We start from the raw sequence: 17944 nt of genomic DNA, 5'->3' as shown, positions 1-17944 counted from the left end.
GACTACCGCTGTTCTTCTTTCACGCTATCCTCTGGCGACTTTTCTCTTCAAAAGTGGCTCGCGACCTTCGCGTCCTTGTGTTTTTGCTAGGTAAATGGCGTATTCAAGCGGGCGGGTAATGGCATTCTTGTACTGCTCCGTTGCCCCCATCTCCCGGAAAATTTCCCGTGCTGGTTTGGGATTCACTTCAATCAGCCACGCGCGCCCCTCTACATCGATGCCAATGTCCAATCCAAATTCAACCATCCGTCCAAAATGATCCTCGAGTGTTTCCGCTGTTTGAAAAGCGAGCTGCTCGCAATCATGCACGATCTGCGCGGTGTGTTCCTCCCCAAACCTCGGTCGGAGAAATACCGATACAGGGATAGCTTTTCCGCCGCCATGCAGATTAGAGGTGGCACTGCGTTCTGGACCCACGCGAATCCCATGACCTGTAATGCTCCATTCCCCCTGCCCATTCTTTTGAATCAAGAGGCGCATGTCTACTGCACGCGAAGGAACCAGCTGTAATCGAAGCCCTTGCTGAACGATGTATTTCTCCTGTCTCGTCCAACGGTCTACCCATCTCTGGGCGGCGGCTTTGTCTCTTACTACTGTGGCTACTTTCGCCCTTTGCTTGTTCCGGCCGAGTAGTCGTAGTTCGTCTCCACGCTTTTCAATGGACAAGATGTTTCGTCCCCCTGTTCCATTGAGTGGCTTTACGTAGAGCAATGAATGCTTGCCTAGCATGTTGACCAAGCTTTGTCGGTTGTATAGGTAGGTCTCCGGAAGCCACCGATGCATTCTGGAGTCCCGATGAAGCACCTCATGTACTCGCCATTTGTTTGCCAAGCGATTGTTTGCGTACAAAAAATTACTCGTCCGCCGAAAGGCCACATAGTTCTTAAACGCCTGTGTCGGTGTATAACGGTATCGGTCGAAAACAGCGTCTGGACGGTCAAATATCCTTGCTTGCCAGCCGCCACTCTTCCCCGGGACATAGCCTCTCACCTGCTTGCCGCCCCCAAGCACATCGTTTGGGGAGAACAAGAAAACGGTACAGCCCAGTTCTTGTCCAGCCTTGAGCAGTCGCCGAAAATAGGTTGGCTCTGCAAAGCGTTTGCCTTCCCGCCAAGTCAAGATGCCGATTATGGGTCGTTTCAAAAGACCACCCTCTCTCGTTTCCTCCTTGGCAGTTTATTCAGTCTGTCGCCAAATGGCGATTATCTCAGCTTCTTTTCCAAGTGAAACAGATCGAGTGGCAACGGAGCCGTGACTTCGATGATTTCTCCCCCGAATGGATGCTCAAATTTGAGCACTGCTGCGTGCAGCGCTTGTCGCTTAATGAGTTCGAGCTTGCCACCATACAGTTCATCTCCTAAAAGCGGGTGCCCAATATAACTGAAGTGAACGCGAATTTGATGCGTTCTCCCCGTCTCCAATTGACATTCTACTTTCGTAGCTGTTTGAAAACGTTCTTTTACCTGGTAGTGGGTAATCGCTGGATCGCCGTTAGGTGTGACCCTTCTGCGCGTCCCGTGATTCCGATCTTTTCCGATGGGTTCATTGATTTTCCCGCGCTCTTTGGGCATTTGTCCCGAAACATACGCGACATAGGTACGCTTGATTGTACGCTCACGCAGCATTTCATCTAAAAGCGCAGAGGCCCACGCATGCTTCGCGTACAGAACGACGCCTGACGTATCCTGATCCAGCCGATGAACATGGCGGACTTTTGCTTCCAAACCCGTACGGAAAAAGTGCCCCGACACAAGATGATCTAACGTCACATGATGATAGCGTTCGGTCGGATGTAACAGAAGGCCAACTGGCTTATTTACAATGAGCAAATGATCATCCTCATACAAGATCTCCGGTGCTTCACTGGCCGGATCAAGCCCCAATGGCTCAGGCTTGCACATCCGCAGGCGAATTTCCTGCCCTGCTTTTCCCACAACATGCTGAGCGACAGGTGCACCGTCCAGCAATACTTCTTTGTGTTGGAATAAAAGATGGACCTGCTTGCGAGGCAGCTTCCACTCTTCGCGCAGCAGGTTCCCAATCGGGATAGCATCGTCTTTGTCTCGTAAATGAGCAACGAGCCATTCCCCTTCTTTTTTCATGTTTAACATTTCTGTCTATCTCCCTGTTCTATGTTCATGCGATTACGCTTGCTCGAGTCCTTTACCCACTTGAATGGCACGGTCTAAGAAATGCTCGATCTCCTCGCGACTTTTTCCGAGTTTGCTCACGAAGCGAACGAGTTCTTTACCGTTTTGGAACGCAATAAAGCTTGGAATGCCGAAGACATCGTACTTTTCAGACAGGTCCGGGAGAGTATCACGATTGACTTCTACCATGTCCAGCTGTTCTTTGTATTTTTCCTCCACGGCAGGCATGAATGGATCAATGCGATGACAATCTGGGCACCAATCCGTGAAGAATTTGACGATGACTGGCTTGGTTGCGGCGATTACTTGCTCGAATTCAGCTTCTGTCTTAATTTCTCTCATGTTATCTTCCTCCCAGAATGATTTGGAAATAGTGTACCACAGGTGCGGGAAATCACTCTATATTTTTCCACCCTGCTCGATGAGACATTGCACAAACGCTTCAGCCGGGCGTGACAAAGGTTTGTCTTTTCGATACGCCACGACGAGTGTGCGAGAAGGTTTTGTTTTGATCCGCACATAAGTTGGCGGCTCGATCGTGCCAGGTGCGAGCGTAATCATTTTCGGAGCAAACGACAACCCCATGCCTGCTGCAACAAGTGACTGAGCAGTCTGGATGTTCGAGCTCTCAAACACGATTCGCGGTCGGAATCCTGCCTGCTCACAGAGCCGAAGCGAAATCGTGCGGAATCCTTGTCCTTCTTTTAACAGGATAAAAGGCTGATCGGCTACCTCTGCGAGATCGACTTCTTTTCGTTTCGCGAGAGGATGATTGGCTGGTACCGCCAAGAAGATTTCTTCGTTGATCGCTGGGATGATTTCCAGAGACGGGTCACTGATGGGCATGGTTAGCAGGCTGACATCAATTTTCCCCCGCACGAGTAGCTGCTCCAAATGACTAGATGTTTCCTCCATCAATTGCAGCTCGACACCGGGAAATTGCTGTGTAAACGTAGGCAACACCCTTGGCAGCACGTACGCCCCTGTAATCGGGAGACTTCCGACTAGCAATTTGCCGCTTTCTCCTACTGCATAAGCCCGCATTTCCCTCTCTAGCCCCTCTGACATGTCGACGAGCGTTTGCGCTACTTGTATGAAGCGCTGGCCCGCATCAGTCAGTTCTACGTGCTGCGGCAAGCGATGGAACAAGCTGACACCGAGTATTTTCTCCAGCTTGGCAATTTGTTGGCTCAACGACGGTTGGGCCAAATGTAATCGATTGGCTGCCCGGGAAAAACTGCGTTCTTCCGCAACAGCGAGTACATAACGAATTTGTCGTAACTCCATAAAGACCTCCCGATAGGCAAAAACTATCCTTCTTATAATTATTATATCTTTGAACTATTCTCTTTGCCATGTTACAACCTTGTTAAGAGTTTTTGAACGAAGGAGGAAAACAAAATGACAGCCCGTACGATGTTTGAAAAGATTTGGGACAATCACGTTATTCACGAAGAGGCAGGCAAGCCGAGCCTTTTGTATATCGACCTGCACCTGGTTCACGAGGTGACTTCGCCGCAAGCCTTCGAAGGACTCCGTTTAGCCGGTCGCAGAGTACGCCGTCCAGAGCTTACCTTCGCAACCATGGACCACAACGTACCGACTGCTGACCGTTTTAATGTCAAAGATCCGATTTCTCGTCAACAAATGGAAACCTTGACGGCGAACTGTGAGGAGTTCGGGATTACTCTCGCGGATCTGAACAGTCCGGATCAAGGGATCGTCCACGTCATTGGTCCTGAGCTCGGGCTCACGCATCCAGGCAAAACAATCGTCTGCGGCGACAGCCACACCTCCACTCACGGAGCGTTCGGTGCCCTCGCCTTCGGTATTGGTACCAGCGAGGTGGAGCATGTACTCGCAACGCAATGCCTGCAGCAATCCAAACCAAAAACGATGGAAGTACGCGTAAACGGCGACCTGCCATTTGGTGTAAGTGCAAAAGATTTAATTTTGGCGATTATCGCAAAATACGGAACTGACTTTGCAACTGGCTACGTCGTAGAATACACAGGCGCTGCGATCCGCAGCCTGACCATGGAAGAACGCATGACTGTGTGCAACATGACGATTGAAGGTGGCGCTCGTGCCGGCTTAATCGCTCCTGACCAGACTACGTTTGACTACTTGAAAGGCAAGCGCTATGTTCCGCAAGGAGAAGATTTCCTTGCAGCTGTTGAGGCTTGGAAAGAGCTGTGCACGGACAAAGGCGCTGTGTTTGATGCCTGTGTAGAAATCGATGCAGCCGAGATCGCACCGCAAGTGACGTGGGGAACGAGCCCTGGTATGGGGACGAACATTACGAGCACGGTTCCAAGCCCTGAGTCATTCGAGACAGCCGCACAGCGCAAAGCGGCACAAGATGCTCTGGCGTATATGGACCTTGCGCCTGGCACCCCTATGAGCGAAATCAAAATCGATCGCGTCTTTATCGGCTCCTGTACAAACGGTCGGATCGAGGACTTGCGCAAAGCAGCCGAAGTGGCAAAAGGACGCAAGGTCTCCCCTTCCGTACACGCGATGGTCGTTCCTGGCTCTCAAGCAGTTAAGCAGCTTGCTGAGCAAGAAGGCTTGCACCTCATTTTCCAAGAGGCTGGCTTTGACTGGCGCGAATCTGGTTGCTCCATGTGTCTGGCCATGAACCCGGATATTCTGTCCGAGGGTGAGCGTTGTGCTTCTACCTCAAACCGGAACTTCGAAGGACGTCAAGGACGCGGGGGACGGACACATCTGGTCAGCCCGGAAATGGCAGCAGCAGCCGCTATCGCAGGTCACTTCGTAGATGTTCGTGAATGGAAAAGCGAGAACGCTAGCAAGGAGGTCTTCCAATGAATCCATTTGTCATCCACACCGGAGTGGTAGCCCCACTCGATCGTGTAAACGTAGATACGGACGCTATTATCCCTAAGCAGTTCTTGAAGCGCATTGAGCGCAGCGGTTTTGGCCAATTTCTGTTCTACGAATGGCGCTTTACTGTCGATGGTGAGCCAATCGATTCGTTCATTCTGAATACACCTGCGTACAAGGAGTCCACTGTCCTTCTTGCCCGCAACAATTTTGGCTGCGGCTCCTCTCGTGAGCATGCGCCATGGGCACTCCTTGATTATGGCTTCCGCTGTGTGATTGCTCCATCCTTTGCGGACATTTTTTACAATAACTGCTTCAAAAACGGCATCCTGCCGATCAAGTTGAGCGAAGAACAAGTCGATGAGCTGTTCAATCGTGCTCAAAACAAGCCGAACTACCAACTGACCATCGATTTGCAAGAACAAGTCGTTCGTGACAATGATGGTCTCTCCTACCCGTTCGAGGTTGACTCGTATCGTCGTTACTGCCTACTGAATGGTCTCGACGATATTGGAATTACGTTGCAGTATGAGGATAAGATCGCTGCATACGAGGCAAGTCGTTAGGTTTTCATCCATAGCGTAGCGCATAGAAAAAGCGAAGGCATCCACTAATGTGAGCCTTCGCTTTTTTCATGTTTTCCTATAGAAGAATATACATGTGGCTCTCATCAAAGTATTGATCGCCATTTTTCAGTGCACGCTTTTCTAAACCATATGGAAGAAAACCCATTTTCTCATAGAGACGAATGGCAGCCGGATTGGTCGTCACGACAGCAAGCTGTACCGTGTCGATATCTCCCCGCTCCTTTAAGTAGGCTAGCTCTGCCTGCATGAGCGCTTGTGCGACACCTGTCCCGCGATACACTTCACGAACGTACATGGAGACGATAGAAGCTTTGTGTCTCGCTTTCTGCCCTCTGTGGCGGAAAAAACCGATGATGCCAGCCAGCTCTCCTTCTACAAATGCTCCAAAATAGCCGCTATCACCTGACTCCCCTTGAGAAAGTCTTTGCCGCCACTCTTCCATCGATACCTGCATTGCCTCTTCATAGGTAGAGCCGAATGCGTCTGGGTCTGTTTGCAGCCCTTCCAGTCTAATCTTTACCAACTCTTCTGCATCGTCTGGTCCCAAAAATCTAACTTCCATGCTAGGCTGCACCTCTCCTATTTTTAATTTCCACTTATCTTAGTCAAGAGTTGCTCGAAAGTAAAGAACTATCTAAAAAAAGCGCCAGGAGCATCTCCCTAGCGCTTTGAACTCATCCTATGCAGTTCCCGTTTGGTTTGGATTGCTTTGTCCAAATAACTGCAACGCTTGCTCCCGTAGCTTGAACTTTTGTATTTTACCGGAAGCCGTCATCGGATATTCGTCTACAAACTGTATGTAGCGTGGGATTTTGTAATGAGCAATCTTCCCTTCGCAATAATCCCGCACCTCATCCTCGGACAACGTCTCGTTAGGCTTTACCCGAATGCACGCTAATACCTGCTCGCCGTATTTGGCATCAGGTACACCTACAATCTGTACGTCCAACACTTTTGGATGCGTATAGAGGAATTCTTCCACTTCACGTGGATATATATTTTCCCCTCCGCGAATGATCATGTCTTTAAGCCTGCCCGTAATCCGATAGTAGCCTTCTTCATCGACGGTTGCCAAATCTCCGGTATGTAGCCAGCCTTCGTGATCAATCGCTTTCACTGTCTCCTCCGGCATGTTGTAATAGCCTTTCATGACCAAATATCCTCGCGTGCACAGCTCGCCTTGCACCCCTGGCGGCAAAATGTCACCTGTCGCCGGATCGATAATTTTTGCTTCTACCTCCGCATGCAGACGACCGACAGTGGATACTTTTCGCTCGAGGGAGTCCTCTGGTACAGTCTGTGTGATGACGGGAGATGCTTCGGTTTGTCCGTACGCAATTGTAATGTCTCGGATCCCCATTTGATCGACGACCTTTTTCATGACCTCAATCGGACATAAAGACCCAGCCATAATGCCTGTACGAAGCGAGCTGAGGTCACGTTCGGCAAACGTCGGGTGGTTCAATTCGGCAATAAACATCGTGGGTACACCGTATAGTGCTGTGCAGCGTTCTGCCTCCACAACCGCAAGTACCACGCCAGGATCAAAGGCGATGACAGGAACCATCGTCGCACCTGTCGCCACACATGCCAAGGTCCCCATCACACAGCCAAAGCAGTGGAAAAACGGAACCGGAATACACACCTTATCCTCTAACCCGAGCCGCTGACATTCCGCTACCTTGATCGCATTGTTGACGATATTGACATGTGACAGCATGACTCCTTTAGGAAAGCCAGTCGTGCCAGATGTGTACTGCATATTGATGACATCATCAGGTAGGAGCGTCGCCTGACGCGCGATCCGCTCTTCTTCCGTGACCAATGCGGCACGTTCGAGCAAATCACTCCACAAAAACATTCCGGGTTGTCGCTCATTCCCTAGATAAATGACATTTTTTAAATGCGGAAGCCTTTTGGATTGCAGCGCTCCAGGTTCACATGTCTGTAACTCCGGGCAAATCTCTTGAATCATGGCGAGATAATTCGCATCGCGATAGGAATCTATTAAGAGAAGCGTCGTCGACTCTGATTGACGCAGCAAATACTCCAGTTCATGTACCCGGTAGCTCGTATTGACTGTTACCAGTACACCGCCCATTTTCGCTGTGGCAAATTGCGAGATCACCCATTCTGGCACATTGGTTGCCCAAATCGCGATATTTTCCCCTTTTTGAATGCCAAGGGACATAAATCCTCGCGCTGCTTGATTGCATATCGCTTGAAATTCCCCAAACGTATAGCGAAGACCTCGTTCGTGATAAACCAGCGCTTCCTTTTCCTGATACTTACTGGCTGTGTCGTCTAACATGTTGCCGATTGTGGTCATATGAATCATACAAGCACCCCCAAAACATTCAGACTATTCTGTAGAATTCTTCTTTTCCGCCACAATCCCTTCTTTTTCCGTTAACGTCCTTCCCTCCCTTCCTCCCCAAAAAGAAAAGCGTCCCTTTTGCGGAACGCGATCTGTTTTACTTCACAACGATTTTTTTCGTAGTCTCTACCTTGTATGGCAGATGATTGCTGTAGTTGAGCTCTACGCGAATTTCATGCTCTCCCTTGGGCAACTTTTTCAGCAAAAACTCTGGTTGATAAATCATCCCTTTTGGTTCGCCATTCAGGTATAAATGTGCGTGTCCCTCTCCGAAGACTGGGGCTTCGGCCAATTCACCACTGTCCTGGACAAACGTGAAGTTCTCAGTCAGCAAGGATACTTCTGCCGTCGTCCCATCCACCTTGACCTCCATGTTCAGCGCCGGCTTTTCTGACCCTGCTGGCTGATTCACGGGAGCCGTCGTTGTAACAGAAGCAGTTGGATCTGATGGTCGATAAGAGTCCGAGACGCTCAGGGGGTCTTTGACCAAAAGTACGATTCCCGCTACCAGTGCTACAAGAAAGACAATTCCGCCCAAAATGAGATTGCGCATACTGATAATAAAGACCTTCATGTCTCTACTCTCCCTTTCGCAAGTGCTTGTCACTTATTTGTACATGCATATGCGAGAGTGAAGAGAGTTAGAAGCAAAATCTTTTCTAGTAGTCAGTGCTCAAAAAGTTGGCTTTTTACGTTCGTGATCAAAAGACGACTTTTTGAGCAACCTCTAGTAATTAGCGGTAGTTAATAAATTGCACTTCCAATGGCAGATCAGCCTTGCGAATCGCGTTGATGATTTGCTGCAATTCGTCTTTGCTTTTTCCTGTCACGCGAATTTGATCGTCTTGAATCTGTGTTTTCACTTTGAGTCCTGTATCTTTGATGATGCTGTTGATTTTTTTCGCATTGTCTTTGTCGATCCCCTGCACCAGCTTGACACGCTGGCGGACAGTGCCGCCCGCTGCCGGTTCAATTTTGCCGTAGTCGAGGTTTTTGATCGGGACATCGCGTTTGACGAGCTTGCCAAGCAAAATGTCTTTTACCTGACTGAGCTTGAAGTCGTCATCAGAGACGAGTACCAGCTCTTCCTTTTCCAAGGAGATGCTGCTCTTGCTGCCTTTGAAGTCAAAGCGATTTTCTATTTCCTTTAATGCGGTTTGAATCGCATTGTTCACTTCGGACAATTCTACTTTGGACACGATATCAAATGAGCTCTCTTTACTCAAAGAAATTCTCCTCTCTACTATTAGATCGCGCGGATCAAGCCACCGTCGACGAGGAAGGATTGACCTGTCACGTAGCTGTTTGCTGGCGAGGCCAAGAACGTCACCATGCGAGCAAACTCGTCAGGCTGACCGTATCTGCCCAATGGGATTTGCTTCTCCCAATTTTCCCTAACTTCATCAGCACTGATGCTCTTCGCCTCTGCGGTAAGCCCATCCAGTTGTGCCACCCGATCCGTCGCAATTCTGCCAGGTCCAATGGTGTTAATCAGAATCCCATCTGGTCCGAGTTCTGAAGAAAGCGTCTTGGAAAGGCCCAATACCCCTGTACGAAACGTATTGGAGAGGAGCAAATTCTCAATCGGCTGTTTAAAGGACGAGGAAGCGAAGTTGATGATTCTGCCAAATTGGTTCGCTCGCATATGAGGCAAAACAGCACGAATCGCACGTACATAGCTGAGCAAATTTAGCTGGAAGGCTTGCATCCATTGCTCGTCGGTGAGCTGATCGAATCTGCCTGTTGCAGGTCCACCTGAATTGTTAATTAATATATCGACGCTGCCAAAATGCTTGACCGTTTCTTCGACAACACGCTTGATATCTTCTTCCTTAGTCACATCCACTGTTACGGCAAGGGGTGATTTTCCAGTAGCCTGTTCAATCTTAGCACGAACGATTTCCAGAGCAGCTTCATCTCTACCGCATATCGTGACATTGGCTCCTTCTTGGGCGAGGCACTCCGCTGTTGCCTTCCCCAATCCTTTTGAGGAGGCGAGTACCAGAGCCGTTTTTCCTTGCAAAAACAGATCCATTTGCATGCTCCTTTCATAGTTCACTCATGTTTGTATCTTGGTCTCTTTATTCTACAGAACTTTCAGACGAAGGAAAAGCAAAAGAGAAGGGGTACAGCACATACTCCCCTTCTCTTGCGAATTACTATACCTCTGTCGGAGGTACGTTTTTGTCTTTGTTTTGTTTTGCCTCTCGTTTTGCTTCGCGCTTCGCTTGACGAGCCGCTTTGCGCGCCAGTCTTTTTTCCTTCGCCCCCTCAAACAGGGAGTACAGGACAGGAACGAGCACCAGCGTAACAATGGTGTGGAAGATCAAACCAGCGATTACGGCAGTTGCGAGCGGTGCTTCCAAATCAGAGCCTTCCGCCATCGCAAGTCCCATCGGCAGCATCCCGAGAATCGCCGTCAGCTTCGTCATGATAACAGGACGAATCCGTTCTTTGGTTCCTTGGATAATGGCTTCGGCTGTATCCATTCCACGCTTGCGGAGCAAGTTGATCCGGTCGATCAGGAGAATCGCATTGGAAACGACGATACCGACCAGCATAATAATCCCAATCATCGCCATTTCACCGAATGTCCGTTGTGTAAGGACGAATCCTAACACGACACCGACCAGTGCCATTGGAATAGTCAGCATGATGATGAACGGCTGGGAAAGACGTCCGAACTGAGCAACCATAACGACATAGATCAATGCAAGCACACCGACGAATACTAAGATCGCTTGTGTCATATTCGTGCTTTGCTCTTTCAATTTTCCGGCGATCTCTACTTTGTAGCCCGCTGGAATCACTACACCTGGGAGCTTCTCTCCGATCTCACGACCAACTCCAGCCAAATCGCCACCTTGAAGCTCAGCGGAAACGGTGATAATCCGCTCGCCTTTTTTGTGCTGAATCGTAACTGGAGATTTGCTATAGGTCATCTCTACCAAGTCAACCAAAGGCACTGCTGCACCATTTTTCGCGCTCACCATGACGTTTTTGAGTTGATCCGGGTGCTTCAGCCAGTTATCAGGCATTTTAGCAACTACGTTCACTTCGATTCCGTCCTGCGTGATAGAAGTAATTTGTTGGCTGCCAATCAGCACGCTCAATTGTTGTAACAACGAACGATGATCTACATTCAGCCTTGCGAGAGCTTCTTCTTTTGGCAATAACGTGACCTTTTCCTTGCCTTCTTTAAAATCGTTACGAATGTTGCCGACACCGGAGATGGTAGAAAGCATCCCTTCCAGATCGGTAGCGATCTTGCTCATCTGCTCCATGTCATCGCCGAAGATTTCCAATTGGATCGGCGCGCTGCCACCCTGTTGTCCGAAAGACATAGAGACCGATTCAATTCCTGGCAGCCCATTCAAAATATTGTTGATATCTTCATTCAAAGCTTCCTTATCCCTTGTTCTTTCTGTTTTCGGAATCAAGGAAATGAATAACTCTGCACTTTCCTTGGAAGCAAAGAAGAATACATCTTTAATTTCGGGGATTTTCCGCAGAGCATCTTCCCCGGCTACAGCTGCTTTTTGTGTTTTTTCCAGTGTAGACCCGATCGGCATTTCAATATTGGCAAAAATGATATTTTCATTTGGATTGATCCCTTGGCCAGTTTTCATCATTGGCGTAAGGAATACTGATCCGACTAGCATCAAAATCGCCAGTATAATCGTTTTGACGCGATGTCTAATCGCAATTTGCAAAAGTCCGCTGAATGCACGGATGATAAAGTGTTCTTTCCCTTCACCTTCTAGCGAAACATGCTTATCCTTTTGCAAGAAGCGATTGGAGAATACGGGAACAAAGAAGAATGCTGCGATTGTTGAGGCGATAATGGCAGCAGATACAGTAAACGCGATCGTTCCCAAAATCGGTTTGAGCCAGTCTTCAAAATCTGCAAGGACGAGCGGCAAGAAAACGATAATAATCGTAAGCTGCGAAGTAAACACAGGCGTCAATACTTCTCTCGTTCCTTTTACAATCGCCTGTTTGAGCTCCTCGCCTTTCTCTCGATAGTGATAAATGCTCTCCAGTACCACAATCGCGGCGTCAACGATCAATCCGACGGATAAGCTCAAGGACAACAAGCTGATCATGTCAATGTTGTACCCGCCGATTTTCATCGCAATAAATGTCATAAAAGCAGAGAGTGGCAGCGTCGTTGCAATGACGAGAGTAACCCTCCAGTTGCGAAGGAATACGAACAGGATGATAATTGCAAGCGCTCCACCGATCATCACATCACGACTGAGGTTGGAAACCGCATGCTTAATGAAGGAAGCTCCTTCAAACATTACTTTGATGGTATATTTGCCGTTCGCTTCTGCATTTAATTCGCGAACAACCTCTTCTACCTTTGCTTGCGTGGTGATCAAATCATAACCATCCGATCGTGTAACGCTCAAATTAACAAAAACGGAGCTGTTCGTAAGCGCTACTTGATCTTTCACTTTTCCGCGCAAGTCCTCAATGTCTGCGAGCTGATCGAGGGAAACCGCTCCCTTCGGCGTATCGATCGACAGTGCTCTCATTTCCTCCGCATTTTGGTACGAATTGTCGATCATGACTACTGTGTCAAAACCTGTGTTCTCCAGCGTCCCAATCCCTTGTTTCCAATTCGTATCCTGCAGTTGCGAGATGACTGCCGCAGGATTGGTTTGATATGCATTCAGTCGATCAGGCAACAGGGAAATGGCAATTTTATTTTCGAAGCTTCGGTCAGAAACCGATACTTCCTTGACACCCTCGATTTCCTCAATGCGGTCCTTGATCGATGTTTTGGCCAAACTCAGCATCGTCTTCGGATCAGCGCCTACGAGGGCATAGTCAATCATCTGTTCGCCACCAAAGCTGCTCTGGTTGACTTCTACGGAATCAATGGCTTTGGGAAAACTGTTGCGGAGGCGGTTGACGGCATTTTGTACGTCTTGCTTGACTTTTTCGCCTTTTCCTTCATTCGCAGAAATATTGATACTAACATAGCCAGCACTCGTTGAAGAAGAATATTTTTTAATATCATTAATCGATTTTAGCTCTTGTTCTACTTTCTTCGTTATTTTCTCTTCCATCTCTTCAGGAGGGAGTGACCCACCCGAGATTCGAACAAAAATGTCCGGGAAGTTCGTCTTCGGTACCAATTCAATATTAAAGCTGAACAAGGACCCCAGTCCGGCAAGGATGAGCAAAAATGTAAACAAATAGACAATCAGTTGTCTCTTAAGCAAAAAGAGAATCATCTTGTTCATGCAACTATTCTCCCTTCGCCTCTACTTTTTGCCCTTCGACGTAGAACGTAATTCCACTGCGCAGGAGCTGGTCGCCTTCTTTCACTCCAGATATGATTTCGATGGAGTCTCCGACCATTTGACCGGTCTTCACTGGTTTTCTTACAGTCAGGCCATTCTCTACTGCCATCACATAATGGTCGGTTTGACTCACGCCGACACTTTCCAGCGGTACGAGGAAGCCATTCACTTGGCGCGGTACCTCAATCGTAGCTGCCATTCCTCCACGCCAGTAACCATCTGCATTCGGAATCGTGATCTCGACGCGGTACTTCCCTGTATCCTTGTTCACTACGGGAGATATAAATGCAATGGTTCCTTCACTTTTCTTACCATCGTCCGACAAAGCCTGCACTTTCGTTTTTTCACGGAATTGACCGATCAAGTCATTGGAGACATCCAAGGTTACTTTTACATCAGACAAGTCAACAATACGAATAATTTCTTGACCTGGAGAAGCCTGCTCTCCGATTTGCAGCCTTACGTCGACGACTGTTCCCGCAAATGGCGCCTGAATTTTCGCATCATCCAAGCTCTTCTTCGCACGGTCTACACCACCTGCAGCAGCTTTAATCGATGCGTTGGCAACCATGACATCTTCTGGTTCTGCTCCTTTTTGCAGCTCATTCAGAGACAGCTGAGCGTCACGCAGTGTAATCTCTGCTTGCGTAACGGCCCGTTTACTCGCATTTATTTCGTTTTGCGAAATGGCTCCACCAGCAAACAGCTTCTCACTTGTTGCGAGATCCTGCTTTGCTTTATCCAGACTGTCTTGCGCGCTTTTTACCTGCAAACGCTTCTGCTCAATCGCTTCTGCTGTCGCTCCCTTTAACGTCTTGATTTTACGCGCTGCTGCTTCCTCCACCTGCCCCTGTGCTGCTGCAATCTCTTTTTGGGTGTAGCGCGTATCCAATGTGGCCAATAGCTGACCTTGCGCGATTTTTGCTCCTTTGGTGGCGGAGATCGCTGAGATTGTTCCACCTGTACCAAACGACAGCACCGCGTCCCTCTTGGCTTCCACCATCCCTGTAACTGCGAGCATCACTGGCTTTGTTGCCTTTTGTACCTTCACTACCTCTACTACCTTCGCTTTTGCCTCTGTCTGCTGTGGTGCCTCTGGTGCTGGTGCTGAACAACCAGCAGCGACTAACATTACCGAAGCCAGAATAATCGATGCCCGTTTTTTCACAAGAATTCCTCCAAATTTTCACAATCATTCCTCATGGCGTAATTGTGCCAGTTTTTACCTCTGCTGCAAAACAGTCAGCGGGTGGAAATTCATATCCGCCCCGAGACGGAGAACAGTACCTTACAGCGCATAAATAGATACGCGAGAGGACTGGGAAAGTTACCTTTTATTGGACGATCTTGAAGAGAAATTTACAAAAAAAAGCAGCCAAGTCCTAGACTTGAACTGCCTTTTGAATTTGGTCTATGTTATTGTTCGACCAACTGTTCCAGTTCTTCGAGCAATTCCTTGAAGACACTCAATGCTTCCGCAATCGGTGTTGGCGACGTCATGTCTACGCCTGCGCCCTTGAGCAGATTGAGCGGATAATCTGAGCTGCCGCCCTTGAGGAACTGTAAATAACGATCCACAGCTGGCTGACCTTCCTCCAAAATCTGCTTGGAAAGAGACGTCGCGGCTGAGAAGCCAGTCGCGTACTTATACACATAAAAGCCACGATAGAAATGAGGTATCCGCGCCCATTCCAAATCAACTTCGCTGTCTACGACCATATCTGGACCGTGATAGGCAACATTGAGCTCACGGTATATCGTACTGAGAGATTCGGCTGTCAGCGGTTCTCCCTGCTCTTCTTTTGCGTGCACGATTTTCTCAAACTCGGCAAACATGGTTTGACGGAATACGGTGCCACGGAACTGCTCCAGATAATGATTAATCAAATACATACGCTGTTTCTTATCTGTCGTCGTCTCGAGCAAATGATTCATCAGCAATGCTTCGTTCAGTGTGGAGGCTACTTCTGCTACGAAAATCTTGTAATCGGCATACGTGTAAGGCTGTGCGTGATTGGAATAGTAGCTATGCAAGGCATGCCCCATCTCATGTGCCAGCGTAAACATGTTGTTGATGTTGTCCTGGTAGTTCATGAGGACAAACGGATGGGATGTATAAGCACCCCATGAGTAGGCTCCGCTTGTCTTCCCTTCGTTTTCATGCACATCGATCCAACCGTTGGAAAAGCCCTCATCCAAAATGCGACCGTACTCCTCACCTAGCGGATGAAGTGCTTCTTTGATCGTAGAGACAGCTTGGTCATAAGGGATTTTCATGTCCGTTTCAGGTACGATCGGCACGTACAAATCGTACATGTGCAATTCATCAACGCCCAATAATTTTTTGCGCAAGGCAATGTATCGGTGCATGAGCGGAAGATGCTCATGGATCGTTGCAATCAAATTATCATACACAGGGAGCTCCACATTGTCAGCAAACAAGGCTGCGTACAGGGCAGACGGATATCTTCTCGTCCGCGCGTAGAAAACATCCCCTTTGATGGCAGATGTCAGCGAGGCCGCGATCGTATTACGGAACTTACCATATGTACTGTACAATGCTTCGAATGCTTCTTTGCGCACACGTCGGTCCTTGCTTTCCATGAACTGCGTATAGCGTCCCTTGGTCAGCTCGACTTCTTCGCCGTTTTCATCTGTGATCATCGGAAATTTCATGTCTGCGTTGTTGAGCATCCCAAAAATTTTGGATGGAGAGGACGCAAGCTCGCTCATGTTTGCCAGTAATGCTTCTTCCTCGGCGGATAGCGTATGTGGCTTAAAGCGAGTAATCTCTTCCAACAAAATGCGGTAGTGCTCAAGACCTTCTACTTCTTTGATCCACGTCTGCAAGTCTTCCGTGGGAATCGCCAAAATCTCCGGCTGTATATACGAAATGGAACCGTATACTTGCGTGCTCAGACTAGTTGCTCTGTCAGTCAACCCTTGATACTTGCTATTCGCATTGTCTTCGTCTCGACGCATACGTGCATAGACGTACACTTGGTCAAGCGTCTTCAACAATTCGTCTTGCAGAGTCAACACGGCCAGCAACTGTTTACCGGAAGTAGCAAGAGAGCCTTTCATTGCTGCAATTTTTTCTGTAAGTTGTTTTACTTTTTGTACGTCCGCTTCCCAATCATTATCCGTGGGATACATGTCCTCAAGACGCCATTTGTATTCAGCGGGGACGTCACTGCGTTTCGGCAGTGTTTTGCTTTTATTCACCGTGATCACTCCCTCGTTATTCATGTAAGATGAAATGGTCAAATCATCCATATGTGTATCCTATCGTATTATGCCTACAGGTTCAAATCAATCAGGCACTTCCACGCTTTCCACAGAAAAAAAGCCGAGCTTTCCCGAAATGGAAAAGTCAGCTTCTCCCTACTCCAATATAGTGAAATCCCGCTTCCTTTACCTCCTGGTTCGGCCAGGCATTTCGTCCGTCTACCAACAGAGGCTGCGCCATGCTTTGATGAACCCGTTTCCAATCCAGTTGGACACACTGTTCCCATTCTGTGACTAATAATGCGGCTTGTGCTCCCTCGCATGCTTCTTCCGCGGATTGCGTATACGTGATCTGTGGAAACTGTTTGCTGACATCAGATGCTCCAATCGGATCATACGCCTTCACGGAAGCGCCTTTTTGCAGGAGTGCTTCTATCAATTTGAGCGATGGCGCTTCGCGGATGTCATCCGTATCCGGTTTAAACGTCAACCCCAGAACGGCAATTTGTTTGCCTTTCAGATCAGGGAGTTGCAAGCACAGCTGCTCCAAAAACCAGACAGGCTGCGTATTATTCACCTCTCGCACTTTATCCAAAATACTCAAGTGAATATTGTGCTCAGCTGCGAGCCGCAATAGCGCAATCGTATCCTTCGGAAAACAAGAGCCGCCATAGCCTACTCCTGCCCGTAAAAATTGCGGACCGATTCGGCTGTCCAGTCCCATTCCTCGCGAGATCGTCACAATATCCGTCCCCAGAGCAGTACTTAACCGTGCCAGTTCATTCATGAAGGAGATTCGGGTAGCCAAAAATGCATTTGAAGCGTATTTGATCAGCTCCGCGTTTGCTCTGGTGGTGATAACTCGCGGTGCCTTTACACCGTTGTACAGTTCCTCCATGCCAGCCGCTGCCTGAGGATTATCTACGCCAATGACAATTCGAGAAGGCTCCAATGCGTCCAACAATGCACTCCCTTCCCGTAAAAACTCCGGGTTGGATGCAACAGATACCCCTTGGCAGCCAGCCAGCATCCCCGCTACTTTTTCGCCAGTTCCGACTGGTACGGTACTCTTGATTACCACGATGCGTTCTTGCGGTGCGAGCGAATGGACCTTTTCAATGTCAGAAACAGCCCCGAGTAAATAGGTTAAATCGGCTGTGCCGTCGGCTGCTTCAGGTGTCCCTACACAAATGAAAAAAATCTCTGCGTCCTTCGCCTCCGTCAGATCCGTATAAAATGTAAGCGCGCCATCATCCAATACTTTTTTCAATGCCTCATCTAAGCCCGGCTCGTAAATCGGCGAGATCCCTTGGCGCAGTTTTTCTACTTTGGATGCAACGAGATCAATACCAGTCACCTGATGACCGTTCATGGCTAGGGAAACAGCAGTCGTCAAACCTACGTAACCGGTCCCAATAACGGCAACTTTCATTCCTTCAC

At 48.5% G+C, this 17944-nt stretch carries 15 protein-coding genes; 2 read left to right on the top strand and 13 right to left on the bottom strand.

Annotation, left to right across the window (positions count from 1 at the left end):
• Positions 1–24 precede the first annotated feature (24 nt).
• Genes C7R91_RS14800 through C7R91_RS14785 form a run of 4 tightly spaced genes read right to left on the bottom strand, consistent with a single transcriptional unit; the run spans position 25 to position 3437 of the window.
• Complete coding sequence (locus C7R91_RS14800) at positions 25–1143, bottom strand: YheC/YheD family endospore coat-associated protein (protein ID WP_047069053.1); 1119 nt, start codon at positions 1141–1143, stop codon at positions 25–27.
• 59 nt (positions 1144–1202) lie between these two features.
• The gene (locus C7R91_RS14795) at positions 1203–2111 is read right to left on the bottom strand and encodes an RluA family pseudouridine synthase (RefSeq protein WP_047069052.1); all 909 of its coding nucleotides are present in this window, start codon (positions 2109–2111) and stop codon (positions 1203–1205) included.
• A 33-nt stretch (positions 2112–2144) separates the two neighbouring features.
• Positions 2145–2492 (bottom strand): thioredoxin family protein, encoded by a 348-nt coding sequence (locus tag C7R91_RS14790; RefSeq protein ID WP_047069051.1) that lies wholly within the window; start codon positions 2490–2492, stop codon positions 2145–2147.
• 57 nt (positions 2493–2549) lie between these two features.
• Complete coding sequence (locus C7R91_RS14785; protein WP_047069050.1) at positions 2550–3437, bottom strand: LysR family transcriptional regulator; 888 nt, start codon at positions 3435–3437, stop codon at positions 2550–2552.
• A gap of 114 nt (positions 3438–3551) precedes the next feature.
• Between C7R91_RS14785 and leuC the strand changes: the two genes are divergently transcribed.
• Positions 3552–4982 carry a 3-isopropylmalate dehydratase large subunit gene (gene leuC, locus C7R91_RS14780; protein ID WP_047069049.1) on the top strand — a complete coding sequence of 477 codons (1431 nt, stop codon included), beginning with the start codon at positions 3552–3554 and terminating at the stop codon, positions 4980–4982.
• A complete protein-coding gene (gene leuD / locus C7R91_RS14775) occupies positions 4979–5563 on the top strand; it encodes a 3-isopropylmalate dehydratase small subunit (RefSeq protein WP_047069048.1) in 585 nt (194 codons plus the stop codon). Before leuC ends, leuD begins: the two co-directional genes overlap by 4 nt.
• Positions 5564–5639: 76 nt before the next feature.
• Here leuD and C7R91_RS14770 read toward each other — a convergent pair whose 3' ends face one another.
• From C7R91_RS14770 to C7R91_RS14730, 9 genes are all read right to left on the bottom strand, one after another.
• Positions 5640–6146, bottom strand: a complete 507-nt coding sequence (locus tag C7R91_RS14770; RefSeq protein WP_047069047.1) for a GNAT family N-acetyltransferase — start codon at positions 6144–6146, stop codon at positions 5640–5642.
• Positions 6147–6263: 117 nt separating this feature from the next.
• On the bottom strand, positions 6264–7922 hold the full coding sequence (locus C7R91_RS14765) for an AMP-binding protein (RefSeq protein ID WP_047069046.1): 1659 nt from the start codon (positions 7920–7922) through the stop codon (positions 6264–6266).
• A 136-nt stretch (positions 7923–8058) separates the two neighbouring features.
• Positions 8059–8535, bottom strand: coding sequence for a hypothetical protein (locus C7R91_RS14760; RefSeq protein ID WP_047069045.1), 477 nt, complete (start codon positions 8533–8535; stop codon positions 8059–8061).
• Between the two features lie 160 nt (positions 8536–8695).
• Positions 8696–9187, bottom strand: a complete 492-nt coding sequence (locus tag C7R91_RS14755; protein WP_047069044.1) for a YajQ family cyclic di-GMP-binding protein — start codon at positions 9185–9187, stop codon at positions 8696–8698.
• A gap of 20 nt (positions 9188–9207) precedes the next feature.
• Positions 9208–9996: an SDR family oxidoreductase gene (locus tag C7R91_RS14750; protein ID WP_047069043.1), complete on the bottom strand. Its 789-nt coding sequence runs from the start codon at positions 9994–9996 to the stop codon at positions 9208–9210.
• 124 nt (positions 9997–10120) lie between these two features.
• Positions 10121–13216: an efflux RND transporter permease subunit gene (locus tag C7R91_RS14745; RefSeq protein ID WP_047069042.1), complete on the bottom strand. Its 3096-nt coding sequence runs from the start codon at positions 13214–13216 to the stop codon at positions 10121–10123.
• A gap of 4 nt (positions 13217–13220) precedes the next feature.
• Positions 13221–14444 (bottom strand): efflux RND transporter periplasmic adaptor subunit, encoded by a 1224-nt coding sequence (locus tag C7R91_RS14740; RefSeq protein ID WP_047069041.1) that lies wholly within the window; start codon positions 14442–14444, stop codon positions 13221–13223.
• A gap of 248 nt (positions 14445–14692) precedes the next feature.
• The gene (gene pepF / locus C7R91_RS14735; protein WP_047069040.1) at positions 14693–16552 is read right to left on the bottom strand and encodes an oligoendopeptidase F; all 1860 of its coding nucleotides are present in this window, start codon (positions 16550–16552) and stop codon (positions 14693–14695) included.
• Positions 16553–16649: 97 nt separating this feature from the next.
• Positions 16650–17936: a UDP-glucose dehydrogenase family protein gene (locus C7R91_RS14730; protein WP_047069039.1), complete on the bottom strand. Its 1287-nt coding sequence runs from the start codon at positions 17934–17936 to the stop codon at positions 16650–16652.
• Positions 17937–17944 lie beyond the last annotated feature (8 nt).

The sequence above is a fragment of the Brevibacillus formosus genome, assembly GCF_003013405.1.
Lineage (GTDB): Bacteria > Bacillota > Bacilli > Brevibacillales > Brevibacillaceae > Brevibacillus > Brevibacillus formosus.
The sequence above is the reverse complement of the archived record's forward strand: the minus strand, read 5'-3'. Positions and strand labels throughout refer to the sequence as shown.

Coding starts and splice junctions, on each gene's coding strand:
- C7R91_RS14770 (WP_047069047.1), bottom strand. CDS start 6,146: ATGGAAGTTAGATTTTTGGGACCAGACGATGCAGAAGAGTTGGTAAAG.
- C7R91_RS14750 (WP_047069043.1), bottom strand. CDS start 9,996: ATGGATCTGTTTTTGCAAGGAAAAACGGCTCTGGTACTCGCCTCCTCA.
- pepF (WP_047069040.1), bottom strand. CDS start 16,552: ATGGATGATTTGACCATTTCATCTTACATGAATAACGAGGGAGTGATC.
- C7R91_RS14765 (WP_047069046.1), bottom strand. CDS start 7,922: ATGATTCATATGACCACAATCGGCAACATGTTAGACGACACAGCCAGT.
- C7R91_RS14785 (WP_047069050.1), bottom strand. CDS start 3,437: ATGGAGTTACGACAAATTCGTTATGTACTCGCTGTTGCGGAAGAACGC.
- C7R91_RS14760 (WP_047069045.1), bottom strand. CDS start 8,535: ATGAAGGTCTTTATTATCAGTATGCGCAATCTCATTTTGGGCGGAATT.
- leuC (WP_047069049.1), top strand. CDS start 3,552: ATGACAGCCCGTACGATGTTTGAAAAGATTTGGGACAATCACGTTATT.
- C7R91_RS14730 (WP_047069039.1), bottom strand. CDS start 17,936: ATGAAAGTTGCCGTTATTGGGACCGGTTACGTAGGTTTGACGACTGCT.
- C7R91_RS14795 (WP_047069052.1), bottom strand. CDS start 2,111: ATGTTAAACATGAAAAAAGAAGGGGAATGGCTCGTTGCTCATTTACGA.
- leuD (WP_047069048.1), top strand. CDS start 4,979: ATGAATCCATTTGTCATCCACACCGGAGTGGTAGCCCCACTCGATCGT.
- C7R91_RS14745 (WP_047069042.1), bottom strand. CDS start 13,216: ATGAACAAGATGATTCTCTTTTTGCTTAAGAGACAACTGATTGTCTAT.
- C7R91_RS14790 (WP_047069051.1), bottom strand. CDS start 2,492: ATGAGAGAAATTAAGACAGAAGCTGAATTCGAGCAAGTAATCGCCGCA.